Source organism: Conyzicola sp. (assembly GCF_046714715.1).
GTDB lineage: Bacteria > Actinomycetota > Actinomycetes > Actinomycetales > Microbacteriaceae > Conyzicola.
This window is the reverse complement of the sequence record NZ_JBKKAD010000008.1, coordinates 1-18,592: the sequence shown is the minus strand read 5'-3', so window position 1 is coordinate 18,592 and position 18,592 is coordinate 1. Positions and strand designations below refer to the sequence as shown.

Here is an 18,592-nt window from a genome sequence, read left to right as displayed (position 1 = left end):
TAGGCCGCCTGCGGCCGTATCGAAACCCAATCGTCTTCGATATGGTCGCTGGAGCGACCCGCGTAAGAGCTAGTTGGCGTTGGCCGTGAGCCAGGCGAAGGGGTCGACGAACACGCCGTCGAGGTGGATCTCGAGGTGCAGGTGCGCCCCGGTGGAGGCACCGGTCGATCCGACGAGACCGACGAGGTCACCAACCTTGACCGTCTGTCCGGCGACGAGCGGGCTCGATCCGGCAATCATGTGGCCGTAGATGCTCTGCACCTTCTGGCCGTTGATCACGTGGTCGAGGTAGACGTGCTGGCCGAAGGAGCCGCCGAAGGTCGACTCGGTCACGACACCGTCGGCGACGGCGTAGATCGGGGTTCCCGATCCGGGCGTGAAGTCGACGCCGTGGTGCTGGCTGGAACAACCGCGGCAGGGAGCCACGCGGCTGCCGAAGCCCGAGCTGATCGGCGTGGCATACGGGAACGGCCAGCGAATCGCGCCGGATGTCGGCACGAATGTCGACACGCGGGTGCCGTACTTCTCGCGCACGACTTCGGCGTACGAGGTGACGGTGAATGCGTCGCGGGTGAGTGCGCTGACGGTGGCATCGGCCGCGACCTCGACGGTCTGCCCCGGTCCCGCATCGGAAATGCTCGAGCCGCCGGCGCCGCCCACGGGCTCGTCGGCGAAGGTGATGAAGGCGTTGGCGGGAACCGTCGTGCCCACGAGCAGGGCACCGGAGAACAGCAGGGCGCCGACGGAGAGGAGGGTGGATGCCGGGCGCGACTTCTTGGCGGTCTTCGCCTTGCGGGCCAGCTTGGGCATCTTGGTGATGCGCACCTTGGGCGGGGCCTCGGCGCGGCGGGCGGCGCGTTCTACACGGCGGCTGCCCTTGATTTTGGTGCCGACCACGATGGGGATCGCTTCCGGATGAACCGGCTCTTCGTCTGCGGAAAAGAGGCTGAGCAGGAACGGGTCGTCGCCCGGAGCTTCGGCCACGGTCTCGTCGGCGAGCGACGGGGCGACCGAGACGGGCTGGTCGAGCGGGGGTAGCGGCAGAACGGGCGCGGGCACGGCGGGCACGCCGGCGGCGGCTGCTTCCATGGCACGCAACTGTCGCCGCGTCAGGGGAGCGGATGAATCATTCGTCACGATACGGGGCAACCGATCGACGAAGGGAAGGAGGCGCGCAGCACGACGGCATTACGTACGGACATCGCGGTTTACTCCTCTAAAAAGCGGCCTCGCCGATAGCGATAAGGCTCTATTCCTCGGGTAGTCACACTTCGGGCATCGGGCCACAAAGGTAACGGATGTATAAACTTTACCTGCAAACGCATGGTTTTGCCACCCCAGTGTGGGTCACGCGTCCAACTTCGCGAGTATCCCCTCCAGAGCCGAGGCAAGCTCGGCTGGCGCGGCGAGTATGAAGTCGGCACTCGGAGGTGCCCCAGCGGCCCCCGTGACCACCGCTCCGGCCTCCCTCGCGACGAGCGCAGCGGCGGCATGGTCCCACGGTTTCAGGCCGCGCTCGAAATAGCCGTTCAGGCGGCCGGTCGCGACGGCGCAGAGGTCGAGAGAGGCTGTGCCGAACCGGCGGATGTCGCGCACCAACGGCAGCAGCCCGGCCACGACGGCGCCCTGCTTCGCGCGCACCGCGGCCTCGTAGCCGAAGCCGGTTCCGATGAGGGACTGGGCGACGGATGCGGGCTCGGTAACGAAAAGCTGCTGATTTCCCGAGAACGCGCCACCACCTTCCGTCGCGGTGTACACCTCGCCCGTCATGGGGTTCGTGACGCACCCGGCGAGCGCCCGCCACGTCAGCGGGTCGGGGTCGCCCTCGACCACGGCGACGCTCACCGCCCAGTGCGGAATCCCGTAGAGGTAGTTCACGGTGCCGTCGATCGGGTCGACCACCCAGGTGAGCCCGCTCGTGCCGGTCGCCGCGCCACCCTCTTCACCGAGAAATCCGTCGTTCGGACGAGCGTCGGCGAGCATGGAGCGGATGAGCGTCTCGGTCTCGCGGTCGGCCAGCGTCACCACGTCGACCGGGCTCGACTTGTGATCGGCGACCTCGACGCCTTCGACGCGACGCCTGCGCGCCAGACCGCCGGCCGTGATCGCGATGTCGCGCGCTAGGCTCAGGAGCTCCTCGTTCGGCATGGTTTCAGGCTACCGAATCGGCTCGCCTGAACGGTGAAAGAGATTTCTGCCGCGTGTCGGCATAAGTGCCGACAAACCGTGTACCCTGATCGAAGCGATCGACTTCCCCCGGAGAAGATCGCAACTAGCCAGCTCACTTGACCCACCTCTCCCCCCTAGGTGGCGATGTGCTGGCTGAGGCGCTGACTTTGGTCACGCAGGATGCCCGCTGCCACTTCCCTGGCGCGGGCATCCGAGCCCTCACCCTCTTCCGGCCCGTTTGGCGTGCGCGGCGCCCGCCGCCGGTCGCCCCGGCGCACGCAAAAGGCCCCGACTCTCGTCGGGGCCTTTTCCAGATCCTCTGGTGGCGAGTGAGGGATTCGAACCCCCGAATGCGATGCAGTCTGATTTACAGTCAGATCCCTTTGGCCGCTTGGGTAACTCGCCAGGGCGCTCCCGTCCACATGTATTCATCTGACCGAAGGCGCTGAACAAGAATAGCGTGACTTTTGCCTCGTCAAAATCACACCCGTCGCCGAGCCGGTGCGGGCCGATAGTATCGCTGTGCCAAGGGAGGTGGGCCCAGTGCCGGGAATCAACGAGGTTGCGCTGCTCGCCGGTGTTTCGACGGCCACCGTATCCCGGGCCCTCAGCGGGAACGGACACGTTTCCGACAGCACGAAGTCGCGCGTCAAGGCGGCCGCGTTCGAACTGGGCTACGTCGTGTCATCCAACGCCTCGAGCCTCGCGACCGGCCGCACGAAGAACGTCGGCGTCGTCATCCCCTTTCTGAACCGCTGGTTCTTCAGCTCCGTCGTCGAGGGCGCCGAGCAGTCGCTGCTCAGCCACGGCTACGACCTCACCCTGTACAACCTGAGCGGAAGCGGCGACGAGCGGCGCAGCGTCTTCGAGCATTTCCTGCTGCGCAAGCGGGTCGACGCCGTGATCGCCGTCTCGCTGGAACTCACGGCCAGCGAGGTGGGCAGCCTGCTCGACATGAACAAGCCCATCGTGGGCGTGGGCGGGCCGCTACCCGGCATGCAGACCCTGAGCATCGACGACGTGCGGGTGGCGCGGCTCGCGACCGAGCACCTGCTGTCGCTGGGCCACCGTTCGATCGGGCACATCGGCGGCAACGACGACGTGGAGATGGACTTCCACCTGCCCACGAACCGCCGGGTCGGCTACGAGGCGGCGCTCGGCGCGCACGGCGTGCCGGTCGACCCCGAGCTGTTCGTCGAGGCCGATTTCACCCTGCAGGGCGGCTACCGCGCGGCCAAGCGGCTGCTCGGCAGCCCGCGCACGAGGCCGACGGCGATCTTCGCGGCGTCAGACGAGATGGCGATCGGCACGATCCTGGCGGCGCGCGACCTCGGGCTGAGCGTTCCCGGCGACGTCTCGGTGATCGGCGTCGACGACCACGAGCTCGCCGAGTTCTTCGGCCTGAGCACGGTTGCGCAGTACCCGGCCGAGCAGGGTCGGCGGGCGGTCGAGATTTTGATGGACCAGTTGCACCCGGCGCGGCGTACACCGGCCGAGAACTTCCCGCTGCGGTTCGAGCTGATCGTGCGCTCGAGCACCGCGGCCCCTCGCGCCTGAGCCGGCGACGGCCAGGCGGCTACAGCCCGCGACCCCGTCGGCGCATGCGGATGCCGTAGATGCTGCCCGCGAAGCCGACCACGACGAGCAGAATCGGGATGATAAACGGGGCGAAGTCCATACCCACGATGGTAGTCGGGCCGCGCTACTGCGACAGCGAGCGGTAGCGGCTGCCCGTCTCGGCGATGATCACCGTGTAGGCGGGGTCGGAGTTGTAGGCGGCGATTCCCGCGCTCCAGCCCGCCTCGTGGGCCATGTCGCCGCTGGCGCGGCAGAGATAGTTTGCGGATGCCGCGACCGAATCGTCGATGTTCTGGGGGTCTTCGACGCCGTCGCCGCTCGCGTCGACGTGCCAGTTGCGCCAGGTCTGCGGGATGAGCTGCATCGGCCCGACGGCACGGTCGAACTCGGCGTCGCCGTCGACCGCTCCCCCGTCGCTGTCGGCAATGCGCTCGGTCGCGCCGCCCTCGAGCGCGATGCCCAGGATCGGGGGCGCCACTGTGCCGTCGGCGCCCACCGCCGAGCCGTCGTGCGTGCCGTGCCGGCTTTCCGCGTAGCCGATGGCGGCGAGGGTGTTCCAGCTCAGGCCGCAGGTGGGCATCTGCGCGGCCTTGGAGATGGCGACACCCGCGTACGCGGCGAGCGCGCGTTCGGGGATGCCGCTCGCCTCGGCGGTCTCGGCGAGCCAGATCTGGTCGACGGTGCCGGCGACACCGGGCCCGGTCGGCGACGCCGCCTCGACGGGCGCTGCGGCGGGTGACGCCCAGGTCGGCACGGGCAGCGCGTCACCGTCGTCCGCGGCCGGCGAGAGGGGCGAGAGGGCGAAGAACGCGACGAGACCGGCCCCGACGGCAGCAGCACCCGCCCCGATCAGAATCCGGGTGTGGCGACGGGCGGGCATCCCTCGTTCTACCATGGGGGTATGGCAGATCCCACATTCGACATCGTCAGCAAGGTCGACAAGATGGAGGCGGAGAACGCCGTCAACCAGGCCCAGAAGGAAATAGCCACGCGCTATGACTTCAAGGGCGTTGGCGCATCCGTCGAATGGAGCGGCGAGAAGCTGCTCCTCAAGGCGAGCGCGGAAGAGCGCGTGAAGGCCGTTCTCGAGGTGCTCGAGGCCAAGTTCATCAAGCGCGGCATCGGCCTGCGCAGCCTCGACTCCGGCGAGCCCTACCCGAGCGGCAAGGAATACCGCATCGAGGTCTCGCTGAAGAACGGCATCTCGTCGGAGGACGCGAAGAAGGTCAGCAAGATCATCCGCGACGAGGCACCCAAGGGTGTCAAGTCGCAGATCCAGGGCGACGAGCTTCGGGTCACCTCGAAGAGCCGCGACGACCTCCAGGCGGTCATGGCACTCCTCAAGGGCAAAGACCTCGACATCGCCCTCCAGTTCGTCAACTTCCGCTAGCCAAGAATTTCATCGACGGCGTCACCGCGTGGTGAACGCCGTCGATAGACTGCGAACCATATGGACGGTTTCCTGTCTCTGCCGGGCGTGGTCGTCGCTCTCGCCGTCATCGACTTCATCATCCGGCTGACGTGCCTCATCTATGTGCCGCGCAACCGGCGCCCCCAGACGGCGACCGCCTGGCTGCTCGCCATCTTCTTCCTGCCGCCCTACATCGGTGTCGCGCTGTTCCTGCTGCTCGGCAGCCGCCGACTGCCGAAGGGGCGCCGCGAGAAGCAGGCCGAGATCAACTCGTTCATCACCGAGACGACAGAGGGCATCGAAGAGGTCAAGCACGACCACCCCTGGCTCGACCCGGTGGTGGAGCTCAACCGTCACCTGGGCGCCATGCCGCTCGTCGGCGGCAACACCGCGAAGCTGTTCGGCACCTACGACCAGACCCTCGTCGAGATGACCGCGGCGATCAACGCGTCCACCAAGTGGGTGCACGCCGAGTTCTACATCCTGGCCCTCGACAAGACCACGGCGCCGTTCTTCGACGCGCTCGAGGCGGCGGTCAAGCGTGGCCTCGAAGTGCGCGTGCTGCTCGACCACGTCGCCGGGCTGCGGGCCGTGGGCTACCGCCGCACGCTGCGCCGCCTGCGTAAGGCCGGCGTGCACTGGTCGCTCATGCTCCCGGTACAGCCGCTGCGCGGCAAGTGGCAGCGCCCCGACCTGCGCAACCACCGCAAGATCCTGGTGCTCGACGGCAACGTTGCCTTCACCGGCTCGCAGAACATCGTCGACTCGAGCTACAACAAGCGGGGCAACGTGCGCCGCGGCCTGCACTGGAAAGACCTCATGGTGCGCTTCGAGGGCCCCATCGTCGCCGGCATCAACGCGCTCTTCATCACCGACTGGTACACCGAGACCGGCGAGCTGCTCATGCGCGAGGCCAACACGGTCCCCCGACCGCTGCCCTCCGACACCCTCGACGCGCAGGTCGTGCCGAGCGGTCCCGGTTTCGAGGGCGAGAACAACCTGCGCCTGTTCAACTCTCTGCTCTACCTGGCACAGGAGCGGATCATCATCACCTCGCCCTACTTCGTGCCCGACGAGTCGATGCTCTACGCCATCACCACCGCCGCGCAGAGCGGAATCGACGTGCAGCTCTTCGTGTCGGAGATCGGCGACCAGCCGGTGGTCTATCACGCTCAGCGCAGCTACTACGAGGCGCTACTTCGCGCCGGCGTGCGCATCTGGCTCTACAAGGCACCCACCGTGTTGCACTCCAAGTTCTTCACGATCGACGACGAGGTCGCCGTGATCGGCTCGAGCAACATGGACATGCGCTCGTTCAGCCTCAACCTCGAGATCTCGGTGATGGTGCACGGCAAGACGTTCGTCGACGATCTGCGCAAGGTCGAGCAGGAGTATCGCGATACGAGTCGCGAACTGCACCTAGAAGAGTGGATGACACGCAACAGAGCGTCCGCCGTTCTCGACAACGTCGCCCGCCTCACCGCCGCCGTGCAGTAGACCGCCGGCCCGCCCGCAATCCATTGCGCGGGCGAGAAAGCGAATGTTATTCTCCAAGCACTTCTAGCCCGATAGACAGCGTCGAGAGGGGAGCACTTCGTGCATTCCCACGCAATAGTTATGGCGACCTCCGCCCCGGTCGCAGGCGACGACGGACTCGCCTGGCTGCTCGCCAGCGGATGCGCGCTCGCGTTCATCCTGGCGGCGGGCGGCGCCGTGCTGCTCTCCGCACACCAGCGCAGACAGCGCGTGCCGCATCCGCACTACCACCGTCACTCACCCACGGACGTCGCGGATTCGCCCGACGACCACTGAACGGAGCTTCTCTCGGCTATCGTGAATCCTGAGCCGAGGGAGACACTGTGGATGACCGCACGCGGGAGTTCGTCGAGACGTTCCAGCTTTTCCTGCGCGACATCGTCAACCAGAACCCCGTCGGCGACGACCGCCTGACCCCGTTCGGCGAGATCGTCGAACAGTTTCTCGGCGAGAGCATCCGCTCGCTGCCCGTCGTGACGCACGCCGTGGCCCAGCACCGACTCGTCGACCTCGACCTCGCGTTAGCCTCGGTCGCCGACGATTCGCACGCCGTCGCGCGCGGTCTGAGCGGTGGACAGCAGCGCGAGCACATCAGCCTGCCCGAACTGCTCATCAACCCCTACTCCCGCTTCGCCGACGGCCCGGTCGACTACGTCTCTATCGCCGACGGTCCGGCATCCGCGCGTCAGGTCGTCTCGTTCGGCTACTACCTGCTCGGCTTCGAGGGAGCACCACTGCTCGCTCTGCAACGCCAGGCGCAGCCGGAACGCGGGCGCAATACCGCCACGCTCGAGGTTCTCACCGCACGGCCCGATACGGCGACCCGCTTCCTCGAGGAGATCGAATCGCGGATGCTGCGGCTCAGCGTTCTCCGCGGCCAGGTGCTGTCTTTCACCGGCTCCGTGTACGGCCACGGCGCCGCGGGTACGACCTTTCTTCCGCGCCCGAGCGTCGACGCCGACGCCGTGATCCTTCCGCCGGGCGTGCTCGAGAGCGTGGTACGCCACGTCGTCGGTATCGGCGATCACCGCGACCGGCTGCACGAGGCCGGCCAGCACCTGAAGCGCGGCGTGCTGCTCTACGGGCCTCCCGGCACGGGGAAGACCCTCACCGTGCGGCACCTGCTGAGCCGCACTCCCGACACCACCGCCGTGCTGCTCACGGGAGGCAGCATCCAGTTCATCTCCGAGGCGGCCGAGCTCGCGCGGGCCATGCAACCGGCGATCGTCGTGCTCGAAGACGTCGACCTGGTGGCGGGCGAACGCGGCATGCACGGCGCCCCGCAGCCGCTGCTTTTCGCGATCCTCGACGCGCGACGGGCTGGACGGCGACGCCGACATCACCTTCCTGCTCACGACCAACCGGGTCGACGTGCTCGAGCGGGCACTCGCCGAACGGCCGGGCCGCATCGATCTGGCCGTGGAGATTCCGCTGCCCGACGCCGTCGCCCGACGCCGGCTGTTCCGCCGCTACGGCGCCGACCTGCCGCTCTCCGAGGTGACGCTGGACGCTGCGGCCGACCGTGCCGGGTCGACCACCGGCTCGTTCGCGAAAGAACTGGTGCGCCGGGCGGTGCTCGCCGCGGCGGAGGAAGGCCGCGAGGTCACCGACGACGATCTGGAGCGGTCACTCGACGAGCTGCTGCAGGCGGGCGCGCAGCTGGCGCGCAATCTGCTGGGCGGCGGACCCGCCCAGCAGTAGGCCGGCTAGTTGTTCGAGACGCGCACCATCTCGTCGCGCTCGACGACCTTGACGCGGGTGCGGCCCACGGCCTCGCCGAGTCCGAGCTCGTGCTGGTCGAGGTTGTGCCAACCGTCGAGGTTCGTGAACTCCACGCCGCGGGTGCGCAGCAGTTCCACGACCGACTCCTCGTCGGGGTGGGCGGGCGCCCACCAGTTCGCCTGGTCGTTGAGCACGTGCTTGATGGTCTCCATCGCGTCGCTCTTGGTGTGGCCGATCAGGCCGACCGGGCCGCGCTTGATCCAACCGGTGGCGTAGATGCCGTAGAGCTGCTCGTCGTTGTCGTCGATCACCTGGCCCTCCCGATTGGGGATGACGCCGCGCTTCTCGTCGAACGGGATGCCGTCGAGCGGCGATCCGAAATAGCCGACGGCGCGGTACAGCGCCTGGATCGGGATCTCGCGGATCTCGCCCGTGCCGCGCGTTCCGCCCGCGCCATCCGGCTCGGTGCGTTCGTAGCGGATGGCCTCGACCCGGTCGGTGCCCACGATCTCGAGCGGCTTGGCGTGGAAGTGCAGGTGCAGGCGACGCGAGGCGTTGCCGGTCTCGCGCGCGCGCCACTGCGTGAGCACCTTGTCGATCACGAAGACCTGTTTGTTGCTGGCGATCGCGGCCTTCGAGGCCTCGTCGTAGTCGAAGTCCTCCTCGTAGACGATCATGTCGACGTCGTCGAGCTCGCCGAGCTCGCGCAGTTCGAGCGGGGAGAACTTCACCTGTGCGGGGCCGCGGCGCCCGAACACGTGCACGTCGGTGACCGGCGAGTTCTTCAGCCCCTGGTAGACGTTGTCGGGAATCTCGGTCGGCAGCAGGTTGTCGGCGTGCTTCGCGAGCATGCGCGCGACATCGAGGGCTACGTTGCCGTTGCCGATGACCGCGACGGATGACGCGTCGAGAGGCCACTCGCGGGGGAAGTCGGGGTGGCCGTCGTACCAGCTCACGAAGTCGGCTGCGCCGTAGCTACCGGGCAGGTCGATGCCCGGCACCACCATCGGTGCGTCTTTGATCGAACCGGTGGAGAAGATCACGGCGTTGTAGTGCTTCTTCAGGTCGTCGAGGGTGATGTCGCGGCCGAAGAGCACGTTGCCGAAGAGGCGGATCTGGCCCGAGTCGAGCACGTCGCGCAGGGCGTTGACGATGCCCTTGATGCGCGGGTGGTCGGGGGCGACGCCGTAGCGCACGAGACCGTAGGGCGCGGGCAGCTGCTCGAATAGGTCGATCGAGACGTCGAACTGCTTCTCCGCCTTCAGCAGGATGTCAGCGGCGTAGATACCGGCGGGGCCGGCTCCGACGATGGCCAATCGCAATTTGGTCATGTTGGTGTCTTTCGATCGTGTGGTTTCGATACGGCCGTGGACGGCCTACTCAACCAGCGGGTGGGACAGATTAGTTGGAGCGCTCGACGACGGTGTCGGCGAAGCGGGTGAGCGACTTCTTGACGGGACCGTCGGGCAGGGGCGACAGCGCGGCAACGGCCTCGCTCGCCCAGCGCTGCGCCTCGGCGCGCGTGCGCGCCGTCACCTCGTGGTCGCGCAGCTCGTCGATCGCGGCGTCGAGGTCGGAGTCGATCTCGGGCGTCGATACCCCGTGGCCGATGGCCTCCACGGCGCGTTCGATGCGGCCGAGCAGGGCCGCCGAACCGGCGTCGGTGAGCGCGGCCTGGCGCAGGTACAGCAGCGGCAGGGTCGAGACCCCGGCGCGCAGGTCGGTGCCGGGAACTTTGCCCGACTCCGCACCCGACTCGGCGAGGTCGATGATGTCGTCGATCAGCTGGAAGGCCACGCCGATCTTCTCGCCGAATTCGACGACCGGCGCGTTGTACCGCTCGGGCGCCCCCGCCGTGATCACGCCGACGGCCGCGGCCGCCGCGATGAGCGAACCGGTCTTGTCGGCGAGCACCTGGATGTAGTGCGCGATCTCGTCCTCGCCGTCGCGGGGCCCGATCGTCTCGTGCAGCTGGCCGAGGCAGAGCCGCTCGAACGTGTCGGCCTGCAGCCGGATGACGCGTTCGCCGAGGTTGGCCACCAGCTTGGAGGCCCGGGCGAACAGCAGGTCGCCGGTGAGGATCGCGACCGAGTTTCCCCACACGGCCTGAGCCGTGGGAACGCCGCGGCGCATGGTCGATTCGTCCATCACGTCGTCGTGGTACAGGGAGGCGAGGTGGGTGATCTCGATGGCCTTGGCCGCCGCGAAGACCTGCTCGCTGTTGCCGTCGCCGAGCTGGGCGGAGAGCAGGGTGAGCAGCGGGCGCACGCGCTTACCGCCCGCTTCGAGCAGGTAGCGGCTCGTGACATCCGCCATATCGTCTGCGAAAGACATCTCGACGAGGAGGCCGTCTTCGACGGTGTCGAGGCCGCCCTCGATCTCCCTCACGAACCTGCGCTCGTCGCTCGATGCGAAAAGCTTGTCGCCCAGGCCGAGCGATGAGCTCAGGGTGTTCCTGCGACGAGCAAGGGGAACGCTGGCGTTCACTCTGTGACCGTTTTTCTGCTGGGAAACCCTGACGGGTCTCGGCGAAGTTACTGGGGCTGGACGGGGATGGACCGGGTGGTCGCGCTCTTCTTGCGCTTCGCGACCGACGCGAGCACCGTGGCGTCTTCGGGCTTGCGGCCGCGGTGCAGGGCGACGACGCCCGCGGTGAGGTTGCGCCAGGCGACGCGGGTGAAGCCGACACCGCGGATCCACCGGCTGAGCTCGCCCTGGTCGGGCCACGCGCGGATCGACTCCTCGAGGTAGTCGTAGGCGGCCGTGTTGGAGCTGGTGGCTCCGGCGACGACGGGCATGACGTACTTGAGGTAGGCGTTGTAGCCGGCGCGCAGCAGGGCGCGGGGCGGCTTCGAGAACTCGCAGATCACGAGCCGGCCGCCGGGCTTGAGCACGCGGTACATCTCGGCGAGCGCGGCCTTCGGGTCGTTGATGTTGCGCAGGCCGAAGCTGATGGTGACGGCGTCGAACTCGTTGTCGCCGAACGGCAGCTGCTCGGCGTTGCCCTCGACGAACTCGAGGTCGGGGTGGCGACGACGGCCCTCGGCGATCATGCCGGGCGAGAAGTCGAACGCCACGACGGTGGCCCCGGTCTTGGTGAGGGCCACGGAACTCGTACCGGTTCCCGCGGCGATATCGAGGATGCGCTCCCCGGGCTGCGGGTCGATTGCTCGCACAGTTGCGAAGCGCCAGATCGGGGCATTGCCCGCCGAAAGAACGTTGTTGGTCCGGTCGTAGTGCTTCGCGACACCGTCGAACATGTTCGCTACCTCGTCGGGCTGCTTCTGCATGTCGGCTTTAGTCACCCGTCAAGTCTACTGAGATACGGGATTCGCTGTCCCCGCTGTGGGCGGGGGTACGCTGTTGAGGTGAGCATGCCTGCCGGATCCATCGCCCATCTGGCCGTCGAAACGATCCAGATCGACGACATCGGTCCCCTGATCCCGCTGCTCGACTCCCGCGACCCGCTGCTGTTCATCCGCCGCGGCCAGGGCATCGCCGGCATCGGCGAGGCGATGCGCCTCGAATTCACCGGGCCGACCCGCATGGCCGACGCCGCCGCGGCCTGGCGCGAGGTGCTCGCCGACGCGTCGATCGTCGACCCGCTCGGCATCCCCGGTACGGGCTTGGTGGCCCTCGGCAGCTTCGCGTTCTCGGAGCACTCGGCCGCCACGAGCGTGCTCATCGTCCCCTCGGTCATCGTCGGCCGCAAGGGCGCAACGTCGTGGATCACCCGCGTGAATTCGGATGCGCCCGCGCCCCGGCCGCACCCCTTCGGCGCGGAATACCGCATCTCGCTGCTGCCCGGCGCCATGAAGGGCGACGCGTTCGTGGCCGCCGTCGACACCGCGCTCGAGCGCATCCATGCCGGCGGCGTGCGCAAGGTGGTGCTGGCCCGCGACCTCGTCGGCCACCTGCCCGAGGGAGCCGACCTGCGCCTCGTGCTGGCATCGCTCGCCCTCGGCTACCCCGACTGCTTCACCTACGCGGTGAACGGCTTCATCGGCAGCTCCCCCGAGACGCTGGTGCGCGTCGACGCCGGCAGCGTCAGCGCCCGCGTGCTCGCCGGAACGATCAGCCGCGGCGCCGACGCCCAGGCCGACCACGACGCCGCCGTGTCGCTGGCGACCTCGACCAAAGACCTCGACGAGCACCAGTACGCGCTGACCAGCGTGCTCACGGCTCTCGCGCCGCACAGCTCGACGCTCACCGCGAGCGACCAGCCGTTCACGCTCAAGCTGCCCAACCTCTGGCACCTCGCCAGCGACGTTGCCGGAACGCTGAGCGACGGCTCGACCTCGCTCGACCTCATCGCCGCCCTGCACCCCACGGCGGCGGTCGCCGGAGCGCCCACGCAGGCGGCTCTCGACCTGATCCACGAGCTGGAGCCCTTTGACCGTGGGCGCTATGCCGGGCCGGTCGGCTGGGTCGGCGCGAACGGCGACGGCGAGTGGGCCGTGGCGCTGCGTTCGGCGCACGTGTCGCACACCGGGCGCGTCACCGCCTACGCGGGCGGCGGCATCGTCGACGGCTCCGACCCGGTGCGCGAACTGGCCGAGACGAAGATGAAGTTCCGCCCGATCGTCGAGGCGTTCGGCTAGCAGACTCTGCTGGTCGAGTAGCGCCGTCTATGGCGCGTATCGATACCCTCAGGCCCTCGGGCGGGGAGGCTGCGGTTTCTGGCGCGATAGTTCGCCGCCGAGCCGGCCTCCGAACGGGCGGCCGTGATCAGCGAACTCCTCCCGGAAGTAGGCCAGGCGCCACTCGCCGATGTCGATGCGGGCCCCGGTGCGCAGTATCCGGCCCCTCCCGCGGTCCGGGTCGAGAACCGGGAACGCCGCGCTGTCACCGTTGACGAAGAGCACGTACTCGTCATTCTTGTCGTGGCGGATCTCGGCCTGAATCGCGTCGATCCCGTCGAGCCTCAAATCGGCGGAGTCGCTCGAACCGATCGTGGTCGTCGTCGGCAGCAGCTCGAACTCGCGCGGGGGCTTGCCGTCCCACGGCGCAGAGCCGAGCACGAAGATCAGGCGTGGCCTGCCCGAGCCCGGCGTGTAGTGGGTCGTTGTCACCTGGCGGCGCCGGTTGCGTTCGAGTGTCGGCGCGAGCGGCGCGAGAGTCGTCGGGGGAACGAAGACGGGCGAATCCGAGCGCTGTTTCGCCCGCAGCGCGCGCATCAGCAAGGGCATCGACCGCACCCGGATGTGCGGCGAGCCCGTGACCAACCGGTCGGCGACGGGTGCGCGCACGGCACCGATGCTCGCGAGCACGCCGTCGGGACCCGATAGCGATAAGACGATCCCGCGCTTGGCGAGCGCCGCGGCCGCCTGCCGCAGAACGGGGATCGCCCCGCGACGCCCGGCCACGAGGTCGGCGGGGTTCGAGACGCGGATGTCGACGACGTTGCCGTCGGCCGTCACCGTGCCGTCGATCACCTCGCCCGCGAACTCCACCGAGAACTCGACGTCGATGTCGAGCCGTACGAGCACGGCCACGGTCAGGACCGGTGCGGGTCGGAGCCGGCGGCCTCGTTGTCGCTCGTGGTGACGCGCAGGGTCCCGTTGAACCGCCACGTAGCTCGGGGTGCGTCGGGCCCGATGTCACGGGGAACCTCGACCAGCATGTCTTCGAAGGTGTAGTTGACCGCGGCCCCACGGCCGGTCAGATACGTCCACATCTCGCGGCCGATATCGGTCCAGTCGCTGATGTTCTTCGGATCGACGACGAGGGGCTCGGCGGCGGATGCCGAACTGTCGGTTGATGGGTCGGTCATGAGTATGTCCAATCGATCGGTGAGGGCGACTCTAGGCTCCGAAGATCGACAAACCGAGGACTTGACAATCAGCTGGCCGCGAGCCGGGCTTTCTCCGTCTCCACGTCGTAGTCCGCGGCCGGCCACTCGAGCTTCATACCCCGCAGCGCGTCGAGCAGCAGCCGCTGCACCGACAAGCGGGCGTACCACTTGCGGTTTGCGGGAATCACGAACCACGGTGCATCCGGGGTCGCGGTCTGGTCGAAGACCCGCTGGTAGGCGTCCTGGTAGGCCGGCCACAGCTTGCGCTCGTCCACATCGCCGGGGTTGTACTTCCAGTTCTTCTCGGGCGTCTCGAGCCGGGCGGTCAGCCGCTCCTTCTGCTCGTCAGACGAGATGTGCAGCATGACCTTCACGATCGTCGTCTGGTCGGCGACCAGCTCGGTCTCGAAGTCGTTGATGAGACCGTAGCGTCGCTCGATCTCGTCGAGCGGCGAGAAACCACGCACCCGGTGGATGAGCACGTCCTCGTAGTGCGATCGGTCGAATACGCCGAGGTAGCCAGCCGGGGGGAGCTGCTTGCGCACGCGCCAGAGGAAGTCGTGTTTCTTCTCCTCGTCGGTCGGCGCTTTGAACGCGAACGCTTTGACGCCCTGCGGGTTCACCTGGCCGACGACGTGTCCGACGATGCCGCCCTTGCCGGCGGTGTCCATCGCCTGAAGCACGAGCAGCAGGCGCTTGCCGCCGCCGAACAGGCTCTGCGCGTACAGGCGCTCCTGCAGGTCGGCGAGCTCGGCCGCGCCGTCGGCGAGAGCCTGCTCGCCCTCCTTCTTTCCCCCGTCGAAGCCGGGCGTCGATTCGGGGTCGACGTCGGCCAGCACGAATCCGGGGGTAACCCGCAGCAGTTCACTCATGCCGCAACGTTATCCCCGCGCTGCTGCCAAATGAAGGAGATTTGTCGCGCGAGGGGCGCCGACGCGCTTGAACGTGTGACTCGACCCCTACTTTTCCTTCATTTGGCAGGTAGGCACGGGTCAGCGGGCTAGCGGGACCTCGATGAGGGTGGGGGTGTCGGATGCCGAGAGCGAGGAATCGAGTTCGCCCCGGTTCGCGACATGGCGGTACTCCCACCCGTAGGCGGCGGCCAACCGCTCGATGGACACACTCTGCGGCGTGAACATCACCCGGTCGAGCGGCCCCCGTGGAGCGCTGGCCGCGACCTCGAGCGAGTCGAAAATGGTTCCTCCGCCGTCGTTGCCGACGATCACCTGCAGCCGCGGGCGCGGTTCGCCCACGCCGAAGAGCAGAGAGCCGGCGTCGTGCAGCAGCGTCAGGTCGCCGAGCAGCACGCGGGTGACGCCGCCGGCCGTCGGCCCATCGAGCGACTGGCTGGCGAGGGCGATGCCGGTGGCCGTGGCGATCGTTCCGTCGATGCCGGCGAGGCCGCGGTTGGCGTGCACGGTGATCTTCTTGCCCGGCACGAACCGGTCGGCCTCGCGGATGAGCCGCGAGGCGCCCAGCACGAGCCGGTCGTGCGGCCAGGTGACCCGCCAGACGGCCTCGGCCAGCGCCCTGCGGGTGACCGGCGCGCGCAGCCCGGCGAGCACCTGGCGCGAGAAGGCGGCCTGGTCCTTCGGCGCGGCGGAGATCGCGAGGTCGACGTCGGGCGAGTCCTGCTGCTCGAGCAGCGCGCGGCTCGTGGTGACCCAGCGGCCGAGCCAGGCGCGGCCGACACTGGAGTTGTCGGGCTCGCCGACAACACGGATAGCGTCGGCGAACGTCGCCACGGCATGACCCGGGTTGTAGTCGTCGACGGCGGCCGAGCGCACGACGGTGGTCGCGACATCCGGCCTCTGAATCAGCGCGGGGATCTCGCGGCTGAGGGTGGGGTGGCCGAAGACGATCACGCGCTCGACACGATCGCCGAAGTCGATCGCCGAGATCAGCTCGCGGTAGGCGACCACGAGGTTGGGGCCGAAGTGGGCGCCGCTCGACACCTCGGCGAGCAGTGGCGCCCCGAGCGCGCGCGCCGTGGCCTCGGCGACGGGTCCGGCCCCGTGACCGGCGACGACGACGGTGCCGGGCGCCTGGAAGACGGGCATCGGGTCGCCGGCGAGGCGCGGCGGGGCGTAGACGACGGGCTCGCGCACCTCGGGAAGCGGCACGATCGCCGAGAGCGGTTCGACGAAGGCGATGTTCAGGTGCACCGGCCCGGCCGTGATGGGCGAGGTGCCCGCGGCGGCGAGGGCAGCCGCCGCTGCCGCGCGTGCCGACTCGATCTCACCCGATTCGCCGGTGGGCGCGGTGACGTCGAACGAGGCGCGCACCGCCGGGCCGAAGATGCCGGGCTGGGTGGTCGCCTGATTGGCGCCGATGCCGCGCAGCTCGGGCGGGCGGTCGGCCGAGAGCACGATGAGCGGCACGCCCGAGTGGTGCGCCTCGAGAACCGCGGGGTGCAGATTGGCGACGGCGGTGCCCGACGTGGTGATCACGAGAACCGGGGTCGCGGTCTCGACGGCGAGGCCGAGGGCCAGGAAGGCGGCGGAGCGTTCGTCGATGCGCACGCGCAGACGGATGCGCCCGGCTTCTTCGAGTTCCGCCGCCGCGAGAGCGAGTGCCTGCGAGCGGGAGCCGGGACTCAATACGACGTCGCGCACCCCGAGGCGCACGAACTCGTCGAGGAGAGCGACCGCGAACAGGGATGCCGGCGAGCTACTCCTTGGGTGGGTCATCGTCGAGTTCGGCGAGTTCCTGTTCGAGACGGCGGATGCGCTCGTCCTGCTCTTCGTCGCGACGGAGGTTTCTCAGGAAGTTCGGGTCGTCGTCGGGGGCGACCTGGCGGGGTTCGCCGCCGCGGTCCTGGCGCGCTTTGCCGAGGAAGAACCAGAGCAGGGCGCCGATGACCGGCAGCAGCACGATGATGACGACCCAGACGACTTTGTTCAGGGCGCGCACGCGACGGGTTTCGGTGAGGATGACGTCGACAACAGCGAAGACGTCGAGAGCCACCACCACGAACGGGAGGATGACGAGGAATCGAGCCATGCAGTCAATCTTAGGCTTCGCGCTGCCTACACTTGTCAGGTGAAGCCATGGTTGTTATATAGCGTGATCCGTCTGGCGATTTTCGCGGCGGTACTCACCGTGCTCCTGCTGGCACAGACCCCGGGTTGGATCGCCGCGATCGTCGCCGCGATCTTCGGCTTCGCCGCCTCCTACATCTTCCTCGGCCGGCTGCGGGAGCAGGTCGCCCGCGACGTGCAGGACCGACGCTCGGGCAAGATCCGCCCGGCCACAGACGACGAAGACGCCGAAGACCTCCTCGAGAACCCGACCTACCTCAAGGGCAGCGACCTAGAAGGCGATGGCCAGGGAAAGAAGTAGCCCGTAGAGCAGCCCGGTGAAGCTCGTGAGCTTGAGCACCAGGATCAGCTCGGGCGCGGTCTTGGCCGTGAGGGCGATGACGACCGCCGGAATGGCGATCAACAGGGTCGCGTAGACGTAGGCCGCGTTGGCGAACTCGAGCACGAAGACGGCGAGGATCGCGTAGGGCGCGAGCAGCAGGACGCTGAACAGGATGCGCGAGGCCCGGTCGCCGACGATGACGCTGAGCGTCTTCTTCCCGGCCAGCTTGTCTTGGGCGATATCGCGGGTGTTGTTGACCACGAGCACCGCGACGGAGATGAGCCCGGTCGCCACGGCGGCTAGCCAGTTCTCGAACGAGACGGTGCCGACCTGCACGTACATCGTTCCCGCCGTCGCGACGAGGCCGAAGAAGACGAAGACGAACACCTCGCCGAGCGCGTTGTAGCCGTAGGGGCGCTTGCCGCCCGTGTAGAACCAGGCGGCCACGATGCACGCGGCGCCGACGGCGAGCAGCCACCAGAACTGGGTGAGCACCACGAGCGCGATGCCGGCGATGGCGGCGATGGCGAAGAAGGCGAGCGCGACCGAGAGTACGGCGCGCGGGCTGGCGGCTCCCGAGCCGGTGAGGCGTGACGGGCCGACGCGGTTCTTGTCGGTGCCGCGAATGCCGTCGGAGTAGTCGTTCGCGTAGTTCACGGCGATCTGCAGGGCCAGCGCCACCACGAGGCAGAGCAGCGCGCGCACCCAGTGCCAGCCCTCGTCGTTGTCGAACTGGTAGGCGGTGGCCGTTCCGAGCAGCACGGGCGCGACAGCTAGGGGCAGTGTGCGCAGGCGGGCTCCGCCGATCCACTCCGCAGCGCCGGCCTTCTTCACCTTCACGGCTCCGGGAGGGCGCCCGCCGGGCCGACCACTCTTGCCCGCGCTCTTCGGGGGCTTGACTGCGGTCGTGGGTTTTTTTTTAGCGTCTGGCACAGCGAAAGTCTAACGAGCGATTACCGCGCGGATCGCGAGACGATCGGGCTTGGCCGACGGCAGGGTAGGCAGCGAATCGAGCACCA

The 18,592-nt window shown here is 68.3% G+C and carries 19 protein-coding genes, 1 tRNA gene and 1 pseudogene; 8 read left to right on the top strand and 13 right to left on the bottom strand.

The features are described 5' to 3' along the window. Positions 1–69: 69 nt before the first annotated feature. The 3 genes from ACLQ6X_RS00775 to ACLQ6X_RS00765 all read right to left on the bottom strand — a co-directional run bounded on the left by ACLQ6X_RS00775 (position 70) and on the right by ACLQ6X_RS00765 (position 2,574). Positions 70–1,089, bottom strand: a complete 1,020-nt coding sequence (locus tag ACLQ6X_RS00775) for a M23 family metallopeptidase (RefSeq protein WP_411698252.1) — start codon at positions 1,087–1,089, stop codon at positions 70–72. A 258-nt stretch (positions 1,090–1,347) separates the two neighbouring features. Then, entirely contained in the window at positions 1,348–2,148 is an 801-nt protein-coding gene (locus tag ACLQ6X_RS00770; protein WP_411698251.1) for an inositol monophosphatase family protein, read from the bottom strand. Between the two features lie 341 nt (positions 2,149–2,489). Beyond that, positions 2,490–2,574 (bottom strand) — tRNA-Tyr (locus ACLQ6X_RS00765). 138 nt (positions 2,575–2,712) lie between these two features. On the opposite strand from ACLQ6X_RS00765, the gene ACLQ6X_RS00760 reads away from it, so the two are divergent. Further along, on the top strand, positions 2,713–3,726 hold the full coding sequence (locus ACLQ6X_RS00760; RefSeq protein ID WP_411698250.1) for a LacI family DNA-binding transcriptional regulator: 1,014 nt from the start codon (positions 2,713–2,715) through the stop codon (positions 3,724–3,726). Positions 3,727–3,871: 145 nt separating this feature from the next. Here the strand turns inward: ACLQ6X_RS00760 and ACLQ6X_RS00755 are convergent, their stop codons facing one another. Beyond that, entirely contained in the window at positions 3,872–4,642 is a 771-nt protein-coding gene (locus ACLQ6X_RS00755; protein ID WP_411698249.1) for a lytic murein transglycosylase, read from the bottom strand. A gap of 6 nt (positions 4,643–4,648) precedes the next feature. On the opposite strand from ACLQ6X_RS00755, the gene ACLQ6X_RS00750 reads away from it, so the two are divergent. The 5 genes and pseudogenes from ACLQ6X_RS00750 to ACLQ6X_RS00730 all read left to right on the top strand — a co-directional run bounded on the left by ACLQ6X_RS00750 (position 4,649) and on the right by ACLQ6X_RS00730 (position 8,395). After that, the gene (locus ACLQ6X_RS00750; RefSeq protein ID WP_411698248.1) at positions 4,649–5,137 is read left to right on the top strand and encodes a YajQ family cyclic di-GMP-binding protein; all 489 of its coding nucleotides are present in this window, start codon (positions 4,649–4,651) and stop codon (positions 5,135–5,137) included. A 60-nt stretch (positions 5,138–5,197) separates the two neighbouring features. Next, a complete protein-coding gene (cls, locus tag ACLQ6X_RS00745) occupies positions 5,198–6,655 on the top strand; it encodes a cardiolipin synthase (RefSeq protein WP_411698247.1) in 1,458 nt (485 codons plus the stop codon). Positions 6,656–6,775: 120 nt separating this feature from the next. Next, positions 6,776–6,970, top strand: a complete 195-nt coding sequence (locus ACLQ6X_RS00740; RefSeq protein ID WP_411698246.1) for a hypothetical protein — start codon at positions 6,776–6,778, stop codon at positions 6,968–6,970. Positions 6,971–7,545: 575 nt separating this feature from the next. Next, positions 7,546–7,941 (top strand): annotated as a pseudogene (locus tag ACLQ6X_RS00735) (AAA family ATPase); the annotation flags it as partial. 124 nt (positions 7,942–8,065) lie between these two features. Then, on the top strand, positions 8,066–8,395 hold the full coding sequence (locus tag ACLQ6X_RS00730) for a hypothetical protein (protein ID WP_411698245.1): 330 nt from the start codon (positions 8,066–8,068) through the stop codon (positions 8,393–8,395). Between the two features lie 5 nt (positions 8,396–8,400). Here the strand turns inward: ACLQ6X_RS00730 and ACLQ6X_RS00725 are convergent, their stop codons facing one another. From ACLQ6X_RS00725 to ubiE, 3 genes are all read right to left on the bottom strand, one after another. After that, positions 8,401–9,747 (bottom strand): FAD-dependent oxidoreductase, encoded by a 1,347-nt coding sequence (locus tag ACLQ6X_RS00725; RefSeq protein ID WP_411698244.1) that lies wholly within the window; start codon positions 9,745–9,747, stop codon positions 8,401–8,403. 70 nt (positions 9,748–9,817) lie between these two features. Then, positions 9,818–10,903: a polyprenyl synthetase family protein gene (locus tag ACLQ6X_RS00720; protein WP_411698243.1), complete on the bottom strand. Its 1,086-nt coding sequence runs from the start codon at positions 10,901–10,903 to the stop codon at positions 9,818–9,820. 47 nt (positions 10,904–10,950) lie between these two features. Further along, on the bottom strand, positions 10,951–11,706 hold the full coding sequence (gene ubiE / locus ACLQ6X_RS00715; RefSeq protein ID WP_411698262.1) for a bifunctional demethylmenaquinone methyltransferase/2-methoxy-6-polyprenyl-1,4-benzoquinol methylase UbiE: 756 nt from the start codon (positions 11,704–11,706) through the stop codon (positions 10,951–10,953). A gap of 84 nt (positions 11,707–11,790) precedes the next feature. Here ubiE and ACLQ6X_RS00710 point away from each other — a divergent pair, with 84 nt between their 5' ends. After that, complete coding sequence (locus ACLQ6X_RS00710; protein ID WP_411698261.1) at positions 11,791–13,017, top strand: isochorismate synthase MenF; 1,227 nt, start codon at positions 11,791–11,793, stop codon at positions 13,015–13,017. 48 nt (positions 13,018–13,065) lie between these two features. Here ACLQ6X_RS00710 and ACLQ6X_RS00705 read toward each other — a convergent pair whose 3' ends face one another. From ACLQ6X_RS00705 to ACLQ6X_RS00685, 5 genes are all read right to left on the bottom strand, one after another. Continuing rightward, on the bottom strand, positions 13,066–13,911 hold the full coding sequence (locus ACLQ6X_RS00705) for a hypothetical protein (RefSeq protein WP_411698242.1): 846 nt from the start codon (positions 13,909–13,911) through the stop codon (positions 13,066–13,068). A gap of 2 nt (positions 13,912–13,913) precedes the next feature. Beyond that, positions 13,914–14,189, bottom strand: coding sequence for a hypothetical protein (locus tag ACLQ6X_RS00700; protein WP_411698241.1), 276 nt, complete (start codon positions 14,187–14,189; stop codon positions 13,914–13,916). Between the two features lie 68 nt (positions 14,190–14,257). Continuing rightward, positions 14,258–15,082 (bottom strand): polyphosphate kinase 2 family protein, encoded by an 825-nt coding sequence (locus tag ACLQ6X_RS00695; protein WP_411698240.1) that lies wholly within the window; start codon positions 15,080–15,082, stop codon positions 14,258–14,260. A gap of 120 nt (positions 15,083–15,202) precedes the next feature. Then, positions 15,203–16,900, bottom strand: coding sequence for a 2-succinyl-5-enolpyruvyl-6-hydroxy-3-cyclohexene-1-carboxylic-acid synthase (menD, locus tag ACLQ6X_RS00690; protein ID WP_411698239.1), 1,698 nt, complete (start codon positions 16,898–16,900; stop codon positions 15,203–15,205). Next, positions 16,881–17,213, bottom strand: coding sequence for a PLDc N-terminal domain-containing protein (locus ACLQ6X_RS00685; protein ID WP_411698238.1), 333 nt, complete (start codon positions 17,211–17,213; stop codon positions 16,881–16,883). The genes menD and ACLQ6X_RS00685 overlap by 20 nt, the downstream gene beginning before the upstream one ends. Positions 17,214–17,252: 39 nt before the next feature. Here ACLQ6X_RS00685 and ACLQ6X_RS00680 point away from each other — a divergent pair, with 39 nt between their 5' ends. After that, positions 17,253–17,552 carry a DUF4229 domain-containing protein gene (locus ACLQ6X_RS00680; RefSeq protein ID WP_411698237.1) on the top strand — a complete coding sequence of 100 codons (300 nt, stop codon included), beginning with the start codon at positions 17,253–17,255 and terminating at the stop codon, positions 17,550–17,552. Here the strand turns inward: ACLQ6X_RS00680 and ACLQ6X_RS00675 are convergent. Continuing rightward, the gene (locus ACLQ6X_RS00675) at positions 17,523–18,506 is read right to left on the bottom strand and encodes a 1,4-dihydroxy-2-naphthoate polyprenyltransferase (RefSeq protein WP_411698236.1); all 984 of its coding nucleotides are present in this window, start codon (positions 18,504–18,506) and stop codon (positions 17,523–17,525) included. The two genes, ACLQ6X_RS00680 and ACLQ6X_RS00675, sit on opposite strands and share 30 nt — an antisense overlap. Positions 18,507–18,592: the final 86 nt, after the last annotated feature.